This is a genomic window from Glycomyces harbinensis, from assembly GCF_900101745.1.
Lineage (GTDB): Bacteria > Actinomycetota > Actinomycetes > Mycobacteriales > Micromonosporaceae > Glycomyces > Glycomyces harbinensis.
On record NZ_FNAD01000008.1, the window covers coordinates 137,701 to 153,736 of the forward strand.

The following is a 16,036-nucleotide window of genomic DNA, read 5'->3' on the forward strand; positions in this document are numbered from 1 at the left end:
TCCAATGTAACGGCCGCATAACAGTCATGCCTGATACCGGCATTCTCCTCATATGAGGGTTTACACCGAACCTTGCTCGCAATAGGCTCTTTTCCGTGCGCCGCAGTCACGGCTAGCTCGCGACCCGTGACCCGAACTCCACCCACGGCGGCGCTCTTCCCCCTTGAGAGGAGCTCATCGTATGGGATCTCCGTCCCCCCGTCTCCTGAGACGGCGCACGACCAAGCGCGCCAGATCAGGCACCCGAGCCGTCCTGGCGGCCGCGTCCGTCCCCCTGGTGGTCGCCGCGCTCACCACCGCCGCCGGCCCGGCCGCCGCAGAGCCCCCCGCGCTGCCCGAGATCACCCCGCAGTACTTCAAGGAAGCGTCCGCACCCGTCGAGTACGAGGACGGCTACTACGTCGTCCAACTCGCCGCCGACCCCATCGCGACCTACGAGGGCGGCCAGTCCGGCCTCGACGCCACCGCCCCCGCCGAGGGCGACACCATCGACTTCAGCGCCGGCGCGGTCGAGGAGTACAGCGACTTCCTCGCCGAGGAGCGCTCCGACGTCATCGCCGAGCACGACGTCGACGCGCTCGCCGAGTACGACACGGTCCTGAACGGCTTCGCCGCGCACCTCACCGCCGACGAGGCCGAGGAACTGGCCGCCAGCGACGACGTCCTCGCGGTCATCCCGGACGTCATCTACCAGACGACCGAAGCGGTCGACACCACCAGCTTCCTCGACGTCTCGGGCAACAACGGCGCCTGGGAAGAGGAGTTCGGCTCCGCCAAGCGCGCCGGCGAAGGCGTGATCGTCGGCGTCCTGGACACCGGCATCTGGCCGGAGAACCCGTCGCTGGCACCGCTCTCCGAGCCGCGCCCCGACCAGGCCACCATCGACGCCAAGTGGAACGGCGAGTGCGTCACCGGTGAGGACGAGGACCCGGCCGGCAACATCGAGTGCAACAACAAGCTGATCGGCGCCCGCTGGTTCGACGCCCGCGGCGTCTCCGTGAACGGCTACGCGTCCCCGCGCGACTCCGACGGCCACGGCACCCACACCGCCACCACGGCCGCGGGCAACTACAAGACCAAGGTCGAGGTCGACGGCGAGAAGGTCGGGACGTTCTCCGGCCTGGCCCCCGCCGCGCGCGTCGCCGCCTACAAGGTCTGCTGGGGCGGCTGCTCCGGTCTCGACCTCGTGGCGGGCATCGAGGCGGCCGTCGCCGACGGCGTCGACGTCATCAACTTCTCGATCGGTTCGACGGGCACGCCCGAATTCGTCGACTCCGTGTCGATCGCGTTCTTCAACGCCGCCGCCGCGGGGGTCTTCGTGGCCGCCAGCGCCGGCAACGACGGCCCCACCTCGACGGTGGACCACCAGGAGCCGTGGGTGACCACGGTGGCCGCTTCCACGCACGACCAGACCTTCCGCACCGAGCTCGAGTTCGGCCGCGACGAGGTCGACGCCGCAGGGCTGGTCGGCGAGGCGACCTGGTACGTCAAGAACGCGGTGGACGCCGCCTATGACGGGACCGATCCCGAGGCCGCGGCGCGCTGCGACGCGGGCACGCTGGACCCGGAGAAGACCGAGGACTTCGCGATCGTCTGCGTTCGCGGGAACCTGTTCTCCGACAACGCGGACCAGGTGGCCGCCGCGGGCGGTGTCGCCTTGATCGTGGTCGACCAGTTCGAGCGGGGGCCGGCGACCACGGTCACCTCGCAGGCGGTCCCGGTGCTGTCGCTGTCCTACACGGACGGGCAGGAGTTCCAGGAGTGGGTCGACTCGAAGGGCAACCCGAAGGTCTCGGTGGAGACGTCGGAGCTCGAGGACCAGAACGCGCCGAGCATGGCGGCGTTCTCGTCGAACGGCCCGGCGCTGGCGGCGGGTCAGAACCTGCTGAAGCCGGACATCACCGCTCCCGGTGTCGAGATCGTGGCGGGCGTGACCCCGGACAACCACGCGGGCAACGACTTCGCGACGAACCAGGGCACGTCGATGGCGAGCCCGCACGTCGCGGGTCTGGCGGCGCTGCTGGCGTCGGCGCACCCGGACTGGTCGCCGACGGCGATCAAGTCGGCGATCATGACGACCGCGTACCAGGAGGACCAGAACGGCGATCCGATCCAGCGCGGCGCGGAGGACGCGACGCCGTTCGACTTCGGCGCCGGCCACGCGGACGGCTTGGAGATGCTGGACCCGGGTCTGGTGTACGAGTCGACGCCGGTGGAGTGGATCCAGTACATCTGCGGCACGCCGGAGGCGTACAAGATCCAGTCGAACTGCGACGCGCTCGGTTCGATGGAGCCGTCGCAGCTGAACTACCCGTCGATCACGGTGGCGGAGCTGACGGGCACGTACGAAGTGACCCGGACGGTGACGAACGCGTCGGACAAGAAGTCGACGTACAAGGCCGACATCACGGCGCCCGCGGGCTTCGAGGTGTCGGTGGACACGGAGAAGTTCACGTTGAAGCCGGGCGAGTCGGCGACGTACACGTTGACGATCACGCGCACTGACGCGGCGTTCGACGAGTGGGCGTTCGGCGATGTCACCTGGGTGGAGAAGAAGGGCACCAGGACGGTCCACGAGGTGCGTTCGCCGATCGTGGTGAAGCCGACGCAGCTCGCGGCGGCCGATGAGGTGTCGTACACGGGCGCTTCGGGTTCGGCCCAGATCGACGGCGTGGCGGGCTTCGACGGCTCGCTGAGCGCCTCGGCGACGGGCCTGGTGGCCTCGGACGTGCAGACGGCGACGCTGACGGATCCGGACTCGGGGACGTTCCCCGCGGACGACCCGCAGGAGAACTCGCACGTGGTCTCGTACGAGTTCACGACGCCGGCCGACGCGGCGCTGGTGCGCTTCGCGACGTTCGACGAGGAGCACCCGACCGGGACCGACCTGGACCTGTTCGTGTACGTCAAGGAGGCGGACGGTTCGCTGACGCTGGTGGCGAACTCGGCTTCGGGCGGTTCGAACGAGACGGTGACGCTGCCGGGCGGCTACACGTTCGTGGTGTTCGTCGACGAGTGGGCGGGTCCCTCGCCGCTGGAGGCGACGCTGCACGCGTGGGTGGTGCCGGGTTCGGACGAGGGGAACCTCACGGTCGCCCCGGCCGAGCAGGACGTGACCTTGGCGGGCGACTTCTCGCTGGATCTGGCGTGGTCGGGTCTGACGGAGGGTTCGCGCTACCTGGGGACGGTCGAGTACGCCGCCGACGGCGAGTCGATCGGGTCCACGGTCGTGGGCGTGAGCACCTGAAGGGTTCGGGCCTGAGGGCTTGAGCGAATCGCGGCGCCCGCCGCGTCGGTCGGACCAGTGATGGTCGGCCGATGCGGCGGGCGCTTTCGCGTGCGGAGCGTGCGGAGCTCACGGGCCGTGCTTTCGCTTGCGGGGCCGCGTATACCATCCCTAACCCCCACCCACCCGGGGACCGTGGTCTGCGGCGATCCTCTCCGGGGGGTCCGACAGGAATCGCCCCGGATTGCCAGGGCCGGTGGAGGATTCACCCGATCGATTGACCTCCTGTCATGTTTCCGTTAACATCGACCCGTCTCAATCCATCGATTCTTGGACAAGGAGGTCCAGCATGAAACGAAAGCGCACCTCCCTCATCGCCGCGCTCGCGGCGGCCGGCATCGCCGCCGCGAGCCTGACGGCGCTTTCGGCGAACGCGTTCGCCGACCCGGGCCGCGGAGGCGGCCACGGGCACGGACACGGCCATGGGCACGGCAACGGCCACGCCGAGCAGACCTGCGTCGCCGATGCGCCCGGCACCCTCGGCGGCGACCTCGGCGCCCACGACCCCGGCCTGTTCGCCCCCTGCGAAGAGGGCGAGCCCTGGTACGTCTTCGCCACCGGCTACGGCCCGCTCGGCGAAGGCAACGTCACCATCCGCACCTCCACCGACGACGGCGCCACATGGTCGTATGTGGACACCGTCTGGGACGTCAAGCCCGACTGGCTCACCGAGGCCGTCCCGGGCGTCGACAACCTCTGGGCGCCCGAGATCTTCCACGACGCCGACGAAGGGCGCTACTACCTCTACTACTCGGCCTCGACGTTCGGCAACCAGCGCTCGGTCATCGGCCTCGCCACCAACACGACCCTCGACCCGTCCGAGGACGGCTACGAGTGGGTCGACGAGGGCCAGGTCTGGGAGTCGAACGCCGGCGACCCGTACAACGCGATCGACCCCACCGTTCTGGAGGCCGCCGGGCGCCACTACATGGCCTACGGCTCCTGGTGGCAGGGCATCTACATGCTCGAACTCGACTGGCCCTCGGGCGAAGTGAAGTCGGGCGCGAGCCCGGTGCACGTCGCCGGCCGCGGCGGCGCGGGCATCGAGGCGCCCTCGCTGGTCGAGCACGGCGGCTACTACTACCTCTTCACCTCGTGGGACGCCTGCTGCGCGGGCGCCGACTCGACCTACAACATCCGCGTCGGCCGCTCTACCTCCCCGACCGGCCCGTTCACCGACGCCGACGGCGTCGCCCTCACCGACGGCGGCGGCACCCTCGTGCTCGGCGCCCACGGCGACTACGTGGCGACCGGCGGCCAGTCGATCGCCAACGGGCTCATGGCCTACCACTCCTACCACGAGGACGGCCACTTCGACCTCGGCATCGAGGCCGTCGAGTGGCAGTCCGGCTGGCCCGTCCTCGACGGGAGCTGACACACCGTCCGAGGCACCCCCGGCCGTCCGATGGGGACCGCATCACGGCCTGACGATTCAGTCCGGCGGGTCCGAAGCGCCTTCGGGCGGCGACGAAGCGGGGGCCGCGATCCTTTTGGATCGCGGCCCCCGCCGTTCGCTTCCGCCGAACGGCACTCAGGCGTACGGGTCCTCGTCGATGTCGCGGATGCCCCAGATCTCCTGATCCTCCTCCAGCCAGTCGGAGTGCTCGCCCTCCGACGGCTGGTCGCCGCCCATGCCGCGCCCGCCCCCGGCGCCGCCGCCCATCATGCCGCCCATGCCAGCTGCGGCGCCGCGTCCGCCCGAGCCCGAGCCGGCGCCCGAGCCGCCGCCCGCGCCCTCTCCGGTGGAGGAGGCCGCGCCGACCGGGAACGAGCCGCCGCCGCCGAGGGTCGAGCCGCTGGCCAGACCGCCGCCGGCGCCGCCCCCGCCCGGGGGCTCGAGGCCGCCGCCCGCGCCGCTGCCGCCTCCGGGCGGCTCGTCGCCGGCGTTGAACCCGTTCGAGCCCGCGTCGAGCCCCGAGTAGGAGCCGGCGAGCATGTCGCCGGCCTCGCGGAAGTTCGACGGGTTCGACGGGTGCGCCTCCGGCGTGAAGGTCCCCGCCGACTCCTCGGCGTTCTCCCACCGGTTGACGACGTCCTCGTTCGCGATCTGGGACCGCGAGTCGTAGTCCTCGACCCCGGCGTTGACGTCGGCGCTGATGTTGTTGTTCGCGTCCGCCTGCGCCCACAGCGCGGCCTGCTCGGGCGTGGTCGGCGGGTCGAGCTTCTTGCCCTTGTTGAGGTAGTACTCGGTCTGGTTCTCGACGTAGTCCGAGACCTCGTCCACATAGTCCTTGTTGAAGCCGCCGAGCTCCAGCAGGGCCCCGATCAGGCCGCCGTCGTTGTCGCACCCGGCCGTGATCTGGCAGTCCCCGTTGGAGAACGGGGGCCGCACGTGCACGAACGGGTCGGTGTACAGCTGCTCCATGTCGGAGATCCAGTACAGCGGCGCGGGATACGGCAGCTCGCCCGAGTCCCCGCCCTGGAGCCCGTAGAACTCGTCGGCCTTCTGCTCCAGCAGGCCGACCGCGCCCGAGGACGTGTCGCCGATGTCGTCGCTCACGGTCGCGCAGTTGCCGATGACGATCTCGACCTGCTCGGCGAACGCGTCGAAGTCGGCGCCCTTCCAGTGCTCCGAGAGCGTCCGCAAGGAGGCCTTGAGGTTCGGGGCGATCCCGCTCTCGGGGTCGGCGTCGAAGTCCTCCTTGAAGGTCTGCCAGTGCGCGCTGACCTCCCTGAGCGCGTACTTGTCCGGCTCGTCGGGCCGCACCTCGTTCACCAGCGTCCGGATGTCGTCCTGGCTCGGCGCCGGCGTGCCCGTGGTGACCACGGTGAGGCTCGCGACCTGCCCGGCGACCGGGATCGCCGAGACGAGCTTGATCCACGCGTCCTCGGCCGGGTTGTGGGTGTTCTGGCAGTTCGGGTCCGAGCAGGGGCGCCCGGACAGGAACAGCGCTTCGGCGTCGAGGCGCTGGTACTCCACGACGGTGGAGTCGTCGGGCGCCGCGCCCTGCTCCCACTCCTCGCGCTCGTAGCGGTCGCGGCCGGCGCGGTCCTCGTCGTCGCGGTTGCGCCCGGCCTTGTCGTCGTCGTCCTCGTCGTCCGGCTCCTGCGACTCTTCGTCCTCGGACTCGTCGTCCGGGTCATCGTCGGACTCGTCGTCGGGGTCGTCGTCGGGGTCCTCGGTCTGGCCGTCGTCCTGGTCTTCAGGCTGGTCGTCGTCCTGGCCGTCCGGGTCGCCCTGGTCGGGGCCGTCGTCCTGGTCGTCCTGATCCTCGTCGGGTGCGTCGGTGCTGTCGACGGCGTCGTCGTCAGTGCGCTCAGGGTCCTGGGTGGGGGTCTGCGTCTCCGGCATGGCGATCAGTCCTTGGTTCGCGACAGGTAGGCGGCGGACTCGTCGTCGGTCTCGACGGCGCGCTCGGCGACGCCGTCGACGGTGGCGATGATGCCGGCCAGGTCGGCTCGTAGATCCTGGAGGTTGGTCCAGGTCAGGCGGTGGAACTCGCGATACGCCTCGCGTGCGGACACGGCGCTGTCGAGCAGGCCGAACCCGGGCTCGACGCCCAGTTCGTTGCCGTGGCGCAGCCGTTCGATGAGCGTATCGAGATGGTCCAAGCGGCCCTGGGCGACTTCGCGGAACTCGGCGAGGGCTTCGGCGTCGACAGCGCGATCGGACACGGGGTCACACTCCAAAATGGCGAGAGGATGGGGGTCCAAAGCGAACTCAATTCTATCCACCCTGCGCAACCCCATGGGTACGGAGAGTTGTCACATTTGTCCGGTTAGGACTGAATATCCGATGGGTATAAGATGGTAAACATTCCTTATCCGATCGGTGTCCGCGACTCGATTCCGGCACAATGATCGACTGCAATCCCTGTAAGAACACAAGTCGCTCTGTCAACTTTGGAAACAAAAAAGGATGGGCCCTTTCGGACCCATCCCTTGCGTCACTCCAATGCGCGAACGACTACGCGTCGACCCTCTCGGGGACCGGCTCGGTCTCGCGCACGTGGTCCTGCGGCGGCGCCACGAACTTGTAGCCGACCTGGCGCACGGTGCCGATCATCGACTCGTACTCGCTGCCGAGCTTGGCCCGCAGCCGCCGCACGTGGACGTCCACGGTGCGGGTCCCGCCGAAGTAGTCGTAGCCCCACACCTCCCGCAGCAGCTGCTCGCGGGTGAAGACGCGCCCGGGGTGCTGGGCCAGGAACCGCAGCAGCTCGAACTCCTTGTACGTGAGGTCGAGCGGGGTGCCCTTGAGCTTCGCCGCGTACGTGTCGGGGTCGACCGTGAGGTCGCCGGCGCGGATCACGGCCGGGCCCGCGGCCGTGGCCGCGTTCGGCTTGCCCGTGGCCAGGCGCAGGCGCGCCTCGACCTCGGCCGGGCCCGAGGAGGCGAGCAGGAAGTCGTCGACGCCCCAGTCGGCCTGGAGCGCGGCCAGACCCGCCTCGGTGACGATGGCGAACAGGGGGACGGTCAGGCCGGTGGCCTGGAGGACGCGGCAGGTGGCGCGCGCGTCGGCCAGGTCCGAACGGGCGTCGACCATGACCGCGTCAGGACTCGGGCCGCTCAGCAGGGCCCGCACGTCACGGCCCGCGTAGCGCGAGCGGTGCGGCAGGAGCTCCAGGGACGGCAGGATCGACTCAGGGGACTCCGGAACGGGGTTGGAAGTGAGGATCAGGATTTCCACAGCAGTCCTCCGCTGGTAGGTGAGCACACGCGACTATCGCTCTTCCCGGCTTCGGCGACGGGCGGGCTTACATGCGGTAGGTGGAGTCCTGGCCAAGTGTAAACGGTCACCACTTAAAAGACCAGCGTCACCGCGGCGAAACCTCACCATGCGAGACGGCCCGATGCAGGATGTGGGACAAGCGCCGTTCACCGAATCGACACGAAGTGCTCATGTGCGCCGTCTTTTCGCCACGGCCCGAACCGATCGACGGGCGCCGATGCCCTTCCCCGCGCTCAGCGGCGCCGCGACCGGTGCGGCCGTCCGGGCGGTCCGGCCGACACCCCGCGCACGCCCCATCGAAGGTGAACAGTGCACAGAGGGCTTGCCGTAGGCTGTGCTCGTGTCGTACAGCCGACCCGACGAGACCTGGGGCTACGAACCCGAGGCGCCGGCGCCTTCCGAGGACCCCGCCTGGGGCGCGACCCTCCCCGAGACCGAGCCCGCCCGCACCGAGCGCCGGCGGGCCGCCGGCGCGCACCCCCGCGCCGGCGCGGACACGGGCTCCTACCGCACCACCGGGCCCGACGGGCGCGAGGACCACACCCTCCCGCCGCCCAGTCCTCCGCTGCTGCACCGGCTTCCGGCCCTCGCGGTCACGATCGTCATCAGCGCCGGGCTCGTGCTCGGCGCCCAGATGGAGCGGCCGGTGTACGCCGCGGGGATCGCGGTGCTCCAGATCGCGACGGTCGCGCTCGTGACGTGGGTGCGGAAGGTCCAGGGCGCCTGGGTGACCCTCGCGGTCGCCTCGGGCCTGGCGCTCGCCGCGGACGCGGCGGCGGTCATGTGGACGCCGGTGTCGCTGCTGCCGATCACGGTGCTGCTGGCGCTGGCGTTCGTGGCGGCCGTGGTGGGCCAGCTGCTGCGCCGCGAGCATTCGGGGGCGACCGAGAGCCTCGGGTTCACGATGCTCCTGTGCGTCGCGGTGTGCGGGTACACCTGCTTCATCGCGCTGTCGCGCCTGGGTTCGGCGCCGCCGGCGATGTACTCGGCGGTGGTCGCGGCCGGGACGGCGATCCTGGCGGCCCGCGCGGTCGACCTGGTCATGCCCGATCCGCGCATCAACCGGCAGGTCACGCGGGGCGCGTTCGGGATCGTCATCGGCACGATGTGCGGTACGGCCTCGGCGGCGTACGCCGGGCTGGTCATCGAGGGCCCGGACCCTTCGCACGCGGCGATCGGGGGCCTGCTGGTGGCGCTCATCGCGGTGCTGTCGGATCTGGCGTGCGGGTACATGTCGGCGTCGCGGCGCATCGACGGGGCCGGGACGGCGCCGAACCCGGTGGTGAACGCGGCGGGGCCGCTGCTGGCGTTCGCGGTGACGGGGCCGGTCGTGTACCTGTTGTCCGCGTATTACATGATCGACTGACACCTCCGCTGACGCCCCGTCCCCCGCTTTCCCTGGAGAACCCCTGGTGAAGATCTTCCGCCGCGTGCTCATCGTCCTGGTCATCGTCGTCGCCCTGGCCGCCTTGGGCGACCGGGTCGCGAACGCGCTCGCGGAGGGGCGCATCGCCGACGAGGTCGCCGCGACGGCCGCGGACAACGGCGCCTACTCCGATCAGCGTCCGGAGGTGACCATCCACGGCTGGCCGTTCGCGACGCAGGCGTGGTCGGGCGAGTTCGAACAGATCGACATCGACCTGCGGGACGTGGGCGCCGAGGGCCTGGTGTTCCCGTCGCTGGCGATGGAGGCGCGCGACGTGGCCGCGGACTGGCGCGAGCTGGCGGACGGCGGCGACGCGGTCGCCGGGACCCTCGACGTGAGCGGGTCGATCTCGGTGGCGTCGATCGAGGCGCTGATGGCGGAGCAGACCGGTTTCGACCTCGCGATCGACGAGGAGGGGGTCGCGACGGTGACGAGCACCGAGGAGGTCGGCGGCGTCTCGGTGGACCTCCAGGCCACCGGTGCGATCGAGGTCGGCGAGGGCGAGCTGCGGTTCACGCCGGACGCGGTCGAGTCGCTGACCTCGGGCCTGCCCGAGCAGATCCAGCCGCTCATCGACGACTACGCGGCCCAGCTGACCACCTCGGTGACGCTGCCGGAGCTGCCGTACGGGATCCAGCTGGTCGAGCTCGCGTTCGAGGGCGACGAGGTCGTCATCTCCGGTTCGGCCGAGGACGTCGTCCTGACCTGACGGTCACGCACGGTCCCCAGGAGTGTCCGCATCGCGAGAACGGGTGTGGATTCGGGCCGGGAAGTCTGCTAGCGTTCTGCCCATGCGCAAGCCGATGCTCACCAAGCGGCGCGCGATCGACTACTGCATGATCGCGACCACGCTCTGTCGAATGCCCTAGGCGACTCGCCCGGCCCACACGGCCCGGAGACAGTCGCCGCATTGCGGCCCAGCGTGCGCGAACTCAAGAGCAAGACCTCCCGGATTCATCGATCCTCATCGCCTTCTGACGCGATGCGAACCGGGACGTCGTATCGGCTGACAAGTTCGGGACCTTCCTCCCTGAACGAATCCTGCTCAGCTGCGACATCGCAGCGACCGCACCGCTCCACCCTGGGCACGCTCCGGAACAGAACCCAAGTCATTCCTTTTAACGTTCAGGAGAGAACTGCCATGGCTCGCGAAGACGTGCTGGTCACCGCCGATTGGGCGGAAGAGAACCTCGACACCCCCGGGGTGGTGTTCGTCGAAGTCGACGAGGACACCTCCGCCTACGACAGCGGCCACATCAAGGGCGCCGTCAAGATCGACTGGAAGGACGACCTCCAGGACCCGGTCCGCCGCGACTTCGTGAACCAGGAGCAGTTCTCGCAGCTCCTGTCCGAGCGCGGCATCGGCAACGACGACACGGTCGTCCTCTACGGCGGGAACAACAACTGGTTCGCGGCCTACGCGTACTGGTACTTCAAGCTGTACGGCCACTCGAGCGTGAAGCTCCTCGACGGCGGCCGCAAGAAGTGGGAGCTCGACGCCCGCGAGGTCGTCACCGAGGTCCCGAACCGCCCGGCCACGAGCTATGTCGCCGGCCCGCTCGACTGGAGCCTGCGCGCCAAGCGCGACGAGGCCGAGGCCGCGATCGGCGTCAAGAACCTCATCGACGTGCGCTCCCCCGACGAGTACGCCGGCCGCCTCCTGGCCCCGGCGCACCTGCCGCAGGAGCAGTCCCAGCGCGCCGGCCACATCCCGACCGCGCTGAGCGTGCCGTGGAGCAAGGCCGCGAACGAGGACGGCACGTTCAAGTCCGAGGCCGAGCTGCGCGAGCTCTACGTCGACGAGGCGGGCCTGGACGAGTCCAAGCCGACGATCGCCTACTGCCGCATCGGCGAGCGCTCCAGCCACACCTGGTTCGCGCTCCGCGAGCTCCTCGGCTACGAGGACGTCAAGAACTACGACGGCTCCTGGACCGAGTACGGCTCGCTGGTCGGCGTGCCGATCGCGCTCGGCGACGAGCCCGGCACCAAGTAGCACCGGCGACGGTACGGAAAGGAACACCTCATGTCTGACAGCTGCGCTGCACCCGATCAGGACGCGGCCCTGCCGGCGTCGGTCGACCTCGAGAAGGAGACCGTGCTCACCGGCACGGTCGTCAACGACGAGGGCGAGCTGGTCCAGGGGGCGTACGTGCGCCTCCTCGACGGCACCGGCGAGTTCACCGCCGAGGTCGTGACCGGCGAGGGCGGGCAGTTCCGCTTCTTCGCCGCACCCGGGAAGTGGACGCTGCGCGCGCTCTCGCGCTACGGCGACGCGACCGGTGAAGTCGAGGCCGCGCGCGGCCTCAACGAGACCAGCCTGGCCGTCAGCCGTTAACGCCTGCCGGTGCCTTCGCACCGGCGCTGAGACCGACCGGGGCGATTCAGCTCGTATCCCAGTCTGAAGGGCGGGGCCGCAGATGCGGCCCCGCCCTTTGCCTTGGCTCCGAACGGGGGAAGGGGCCCCTCCCCCTCCCCGCCCACCCCGGTGCAGGCCGTCGTCGGCGCAGCCGTTCGCGGCCACTCGCAGCTGCCCGATCGGCGCTCCTCCGCCGGCCGGAGGGGCGATGCCGATGCGGTGCTTCAGGCCTTGTCGTGGTTCCTGTAGCGCGCGGCCTTGGTGGCCGGGTCGTAGAAGCCGGCCGGGTTGCGCAGCGTGACGTTGATGCGGTTCCAGGCGTTGATCTGGGCGCACATCGCGACGAGGGCGGCGATCTGCTCGTCGTCGAAGTGCTTGCGCACGCCCTCCCAGGTCTCGTCGGTGACGCCGTGCGGGTTGTCGGCGAGGCGGGCGGACTCCTCGGCGAGGGCCAGCGCGGCCCGCTCCTCGTCGGTGAACGCGGGCGCCTCGCGCCAGACGGTGACCAGGTTGAGCCGCTCGGGGTCCTCGCCGCCGTGCACGGCGTCCTTGTAGTGCATGTCGACGCAGTAGCCACAGCCGTTGATCTGGCTGGCGCGCAGTTTGACCAGTTCCATGGTCCGGTGCGCGACCGGGCCTTCGTGGAAGAGCTTCTCGTTGGCGAGCATGTTCTTGTAGTACTGCTTGGCGAACTCGGTCTCGGTGAACGCGAGTCGGGGTTCCATGTCGGTTCCTTTCCTTTGCGGTGCTATGTCGCGGCCCCGGTGGTGTGGAGGCCGTGGAATTTGTGGGGGTTGCGGACGTAGTCGATGCGGGCGACGCGTCCGTTCTCGACGCCCAGGGCGATGACGCCGTCGACCTGGCCGCGGGTGACGGCCAGGAGTGCGGCGGAGCCGTTGATGAGCGCGAACCTGAAGGTCCGCTCGGGGGTCCTGTCGTGGACGCCGGCGAGGAAGCGGGCGATCCTGTCTGCTCCGTGGATGGGTTTGCGGGCGGCGCTGACGATGCCGCCGCCGTCGGAGATCATGACGGCCTCGGGATCGAGCAGTCGGAGGAGGCGGTCGAGGTCGCCGGTGCCGGCCGCGGCCGCGAAGGCCTCGACGACGGCGCGGTGGGCCTGCGGGTCGACGTCGAAGCGGGGGCGGCGCTCTTCGACGTGCTCGCGGGCGCGGCTGGCGAGCTTGCGGCAGGCGGCGGCACTGCGGCCGAGGGCGGCGGCGACTTCGTCGAAGGTGAGGCCGAAGACGTCGTGGAGGACGAATGCGGTCCGTTCGGCGGGGCTGAGCGTTTCGAGGACGATGAGCATGGCCCAGGACATGGCGTCGGCGAGGCTGACGGTGTCGGCCGGATCGGGGGCGGTTTCGACTGGTTCGGGGAGCCAGGGGCCGACGTAGGCCTCCCGGCGGGTGCGGGCGGAGCGCAAAACGTCGAGGGCGAGGCGGGAGGTGGTGGTGACGAGCCAGCCGGTGAGGTCATCGATCGCTTCGATGTCGCTGCGCTGCAACCGAATCCAGGCGTCCTGGACGACGTCTTCGGCTTCGGCGACGGAGCCGAGGAGGCCGTAGGCGACGCCGACCAGGCGGGGCCGGAGCGCGGCGAACTCGGCAAGGGCGTGTTCCTCGGCGGTTCCCGCTCCGGGAACCCGGTCTCCGCCGCGCGCCCCGCGCCGCGGCCCGGTCGCTGCGTTTCCCGCTTCGGTGGTTCGGTGCGCTTCGGGCTCGTTCATGTCGGGTGGACGGGGCATGGTTCAAGAGTGTGACATCCCGTCAGGGATTGTGACCGGCATCGCGCGAAAGCCGTAGGGCAGACTGTCAGGCGTGTTCTCGAACGTCTCGGCGCGGTGGCGCCGCCGTCTGCGGGCCGCGGTCGCGGTGTGGGCGGTGCTGCTGGTCGCGCTCGCGTTCGCGGGGTCGCGGGCGACGGTGAGCGAGCAGGTGGACGCGGCCGGGGCGCGGGAGGCGATGGACGCGGTGCTCGGGGCGGCGGCCGGGTCGCTGACGGGCGCGGCGGTGCTGGCGGCGGGGCCGCTGCACGCGGAGTCCTGCGACGTGACGCCGGTGCGCCCGGGCCTGTCGCTGGAGCGGACGCTCCAGGTCTCGGGGGCGACGGTGGACCAGATCGAGGCGCTGGTCGAGACCTATGCGCTGCGGGTGCTGACGGAGGGCGCCGAGGAGGCGTCGTGGTCGGGCGACGTCGAGGGCTTCATCGGTCTGCGCGTCAACGCCCCGGGGTCGGACCCGGCGGGCGGGCGCTGGTCCGAGCCGGTCGCGGTGCAGGCGGTCACGGGCTGCCGGCCGATCGAGGCCCCGGTGGGGTCCTTCACCCCGGACCCGCCGATAGACGCCGCCGAGTCGTGGGAGTTCGGTGCGGTCGACTGCCCGGGCGGTGAGCGCCTGTCGAGCTGGACCGAGCCGGTCGAGGCGGAGCCGATGCGCGTCCACGAGACGACCGGCGGCTGCGTGTAGCGGCGGCCGTCCACCGGTGCCCTGCTTCTTCGGCGCCTTATTTGTCGATGTCGCCGACGACGAAGAACATGGAGCCGAGGATGGCGATCATGTCGGGGATGAGGCAGCCGGTCATGAGGGTCGCGAGGGCCTGCACGTTCGCGTAGGACGCGGTGCGGAGCTTGAGGCGCCACGGGGTCTTCTCGCCGCGGCTGACGAGGTAGTAGCCGTTGGCTCCCAAGGGGTTCTCGGTCCACACGTACGTCTCGCCCGCGGGCGGCCTGAAGATCTTCGGGAGCTTCGTGTTCACCGGCCCGGGGGTGGCGGCGGCCCGGCCCAGGCACAGGCGGGCGAGCTCGATCGAGGCGCCGACCTGGTCGAGGAGGCAGATGAAGCGCGCGTGGCAGTCCCCTTCGGTGCGCACCACCACCGGGACGTCGATCTCGCCGTAGGCGAGGTAGGGCTCGTCGCGGCGCAGGTCGAAGTCCAGGCCCGAGGCGCGCGCGACCGGACCGGTCACGCCGTACGAGGCGGCGGTCGCGGCGTCGAGCACCCCGACGCCCTTGGTGCGGGCCGCGAAGATCTCGTTGTGGCGCAGGAGCTTGTCGAGGCGGACCATGCCGGTCTCGACCTCGTCGAGGGCCCGGCGGGCCCGGTCCTCCCAGCCGTTCGGCACATCAGCCTTGAGGCCGCCGACGCAGTTGTACATGTAGTGGATGCGCCCGCCGCTGGCCTCCTCCATGACCGCCTGGAGGCGTTCGCGTTCGGTGAAGGCGTAGAACATCGGCGTGATCGCGCCGATCTCCAGGGGGTAGGAGCCGAGGAACATGAGGTGGTTGAGGACGCGGTTCATCTCGGCGAGCGCCATGCGCAGCCACACGGCCCGGTCGGGCACCTCGATACCGGCGAGGCGCTCGGCGGCGAGGGCGACGCCGAGTTCGGAGGAGAACGCCGAGAGCCAGTCGTGGCGGTTGGCCAGCAGCATGATCTGGCGGAAGTCGCGCACTTCGTAGAGCTTCTCGGCGCCGCGGTGCATGTAGCCGACGACGGGCTCGCATTCGGTGACGCGCTCGCCGTCGACGCGCAGGACCAGGCGCAGCACGCCGTGCGTGGAGGGGTGCTGCGGGCCGATGTTGAGCACCATGTCCTGGGGCTCGGTCCCGGCTCCGACGCCGACGACGACTTTCTCGCGCTCGCTCACCGCCTCATCGTCCCAGTTTCGCACCGGTTCGGGAAGTGCCTGGCCGCGTGTTGTCGCGTCCTGGCATCCTTGGGGGAGCATCCGACTATGGAGGTGTCGCCGAATGGACCGCGATCAGATGCGCGCATCGGAGTCCGACCGGCAGGTCGTCATGGAGCGGCTGCGCCAGGCGGTGGAGGAAGGCCGCCTGGACGTGGCCGAGTACCAGGACCGCGTCGACGCCGCCATGCAGGCCCGGGTGTACTCGGAGCTGGACGTTCTGATCTCCGACCTCCAGCAGCTGTCCCCGCCGGGGTTCGCCGCCCAGCAGGTCGAGCCGACCCGGGAGATGCGGCCGCCGCTGTCGAAGGCGAACCAGCAGCTGCGCGAGGGCCAGGACATGGGCGGTCGCAAGTGGAAGATCGCCGGGGTGGCCGCGGCGGTCGTCGCGGTGATCGCCCTGGCGCTGTTCATCGCCGCGCCTCAGCTGTTCCTGTATTTGGCGATCGGGATCCTGGTGGTCCTGGTCCTGTTCGTGGTGGCCGCGTTCGCCGGATTGTTCTAGCACTTCGCGAAGGCCCGCGTCCCCGATGGGATGCGGGCCTTCGGCGTTCCGGTGAGCGGGACGTGACTCCCGGATTCGTGCCGTCTGCCGAGTCCATCCAGCAACTT

At 70.3% G+C, this 16,036-nt stretch carries 14 protein-coding genes; 8 read left to right on the forward strand and 6 right to left on the reverse strand.

The annotated features are described in order from the left end of the window. Positions 1 to 181: 181 nt before the first annotated feature. Both BLQ63_RS14955 and BLQ63_RS14960 read left to right on the forward strand, forming a co-directional pair. On the forward strand, positions 182 to 3,247 hold the full coding sequence (locus BLQ63_RS14955) for a S8 family serine peptidase (RefSeq protein WP_091036457.1): 3,066 nt from the start codon (positions 182 to 184) through the stop codon (positions 3,245 to 3,247). Between the two features lie 328 nt (positions 3,248 to 3,575). Beyond that, on the forward strand, positions 3,576 to 4,661 hold the full coding sequence (locus BLQ63_RS14960) for an arabinan endo-1,5-alpha-L-arabinosidase (RefSeq protein WP_218125282.1): 1,086 nt from the start codon (positions 3,576 to 3,578) through the stop codon (positions 4,659 to 4,661). A gap of 156 nt (positions 4,662 to 4,817) precedes the next feature. On the opposite strand, the gene BLQ63_RS14965 is transcribed toward BLQ63_RS14960, so the two are convergent. From BLQ63_RS14965 to BLQ63_RS14975, 3 genes are all read right to left on the reverse strand, one after another. Further along, a complete protein-coding gene (locus BLQ63_RS14965) occupies positions 4,818 to 6,578 on the reverse strand; it encodes a serpin family protein (RefSeq protein ID WP_091036464.1) in 1,761 nt (586 codons plus the stop codon). A 5-nt stretch (positions 6,579 to 6,583) separates the two neighbouring features. Further along, positions 6,584 to 6,901, reverse strand: coding sequence for a hypothetical protein (locus tag BLQ63_RS14970; protein ID WP_091036468.1), 318 nt, complete (start codon positions 6,899 to 6,901; stop codon positions 6,584 to 6,586). A gap of 292 nt (positions 6,902 to 7,193) precedes the next feature. Further along, positions 7,194 to 7,916, reverse strand: coding sequence for a winged helix-turn-helix transcriptional regulator (locus tag BLQ63_RS14975; RefSeq protein ID WP_091036471.1), 723 nt, complete (start codon positions 7,914 to 7,916; stop codon positions 7,194 to 7,196). A 382-nt stretch (positions 7,917 to 8,298) separates the two neighbouring features. Here BLQ63_RS14975 and BLQ63_RS14980 point away from each other — a divergent pair, with 382 nt between their 5' ends. The 4 genes from BLQ63_RS14980 to BLQ63_RS14995 all read left to right on the forward strand — a co-directional run bounded on the left by BLQ63_RS14980 (position 8,299) and on the right by BLQ63_RS14995 (position 11,719). Further along, complete coding sequence (locus BLQ63_RS14980; protein WP_143014912.1) at positions 8,299 to 9,324, forward strand: hypothetical protein; 1,026 nt, start codon at positions 8,299 to 8,301, stop codon at positions 9,322 to 9,324. 46 nt (positions 9,325 to 9,370) lie between these two features. Beyond that, the gene (locus BLQ63_RS14985; protein ID WP_177154947.1) at positions 9,371 to 10,093 is read left to right on the forward strand and encodes an LmeA family phospholipid-binding protein; all 723 of its coding nucleotides are present in this window, start codon (positions 9,371 to 9,373) and stop codon (positions 10,091 to 10,093) included. A 432-nt stretch (positions 10,094 to 10,525) separates the two neighbouring features. Beyond that, complete coding sequence (locus BLQ63_RS14990; protein WP_091036485.1) at positions 10,526 to 11,377, forward strand: sulfurtransferase; 852 nt, start codon at positions 10,526 to 10,528, stop codon at positions 11,375 to 11,377. Positions 11,378 to 11,407: 30 nt separating this feature from the next. Then, positions 11,408 to 11,719: a DUF1416 domain-containing protein gene (locus BLQ63_RS14995; RefSeq protein WP_091036489.1), complete on the forward strand. Its 312-nt coding sequence runs from the start codon at positions 11,408 to 11,410 to the stop codon at positions 11,717 to 11,719. 245 nt (positions 11,720 to 11,964) lie between these two features. On the opposite strand, the gene BLQ63_RS15000 is transcribed toward BLQ63_RS14995, so the two are convergent. Beyond that, positions 11,965 to 12,465 carry a carboxymuconolactone decarboxylase family protein gene (locus BLQ63_RS15000; RefSeq protein ID WP_091036493.1) on the reverse strand — a complete coding sequence of 167 codons (501 nt, stop codon included), beginning with the start codon at positions 12,463 to 12,465 and terminating at the stop codon, positions 11,965 to 11,967. A 23-nt stretch (positions 12,466 to 12,488) separates the two neighbouring features. Next, positions 12,489 to 13,484, reverse strand: coding sequence for an RNA polymerase sigma factor SigJ (sigJ, locus tag BLQ63_RS15005; protein ID WP_218125283.1), 996 nt, complete (start codon positions 13,482 to 13,484; stop codon positions 12,489 to 12,491). Positions 13,485 to 13,557: 73 nt separating this feature from the next. Here sigJ and BLQ63_RS15010 point away from each other — a divergent pair, with 73 nt between their 5' ends. Beyond that, positions 13,558 to 14,205, forward strand: coding sequence for a hypothetical protein (locus tag BLQ63_RS15010; RefSeq protein WP_091036499.1), 648 nt, complete (start codon positions 13,558 to 13,560; stop codon positions 14,203 to 14,205). Positions 14,206 to 14,242: 37 nt separating this feature from the next. Here the strand turns inward: BLQ63_RS15010 and BLQ63_RS15015 are convergent, their stop codons facing one another. Beyond that, positions 14,243 to 15,328 (reverse strand): NADH-quinone oxidoreductase subunit D, encoded by a 1,086-nt coding sequence (locus BLQ63_RS15015; RefSeq protein WP_290427520.1) that lies wholly within the window; start codon positions 15,326 to 15,328, stop codon positions 14,243 to 14,245. 160 nt (positions 15,329 to 15,488) lie between these two features. Between BLQ63_RS15015 and BLQ63_RS15020 the strand changes: the two genes are divergently transcribed. Then, positions 15,489 to 15,929: a DUF1707 SHOCT-like domain-containing protein gene (locus BLQ63_RS15020; RefSeq protein WP_091036507.1), complete on the forward strand. Its 441-nt coding sequence runs from the start codon at positions 15,489 to 15,491 to the stop codon at positions 15,927 to 15,929. The last annotated feature ends 107 nt before the right edge of the window (positions 15,930 to 16,036 follow it).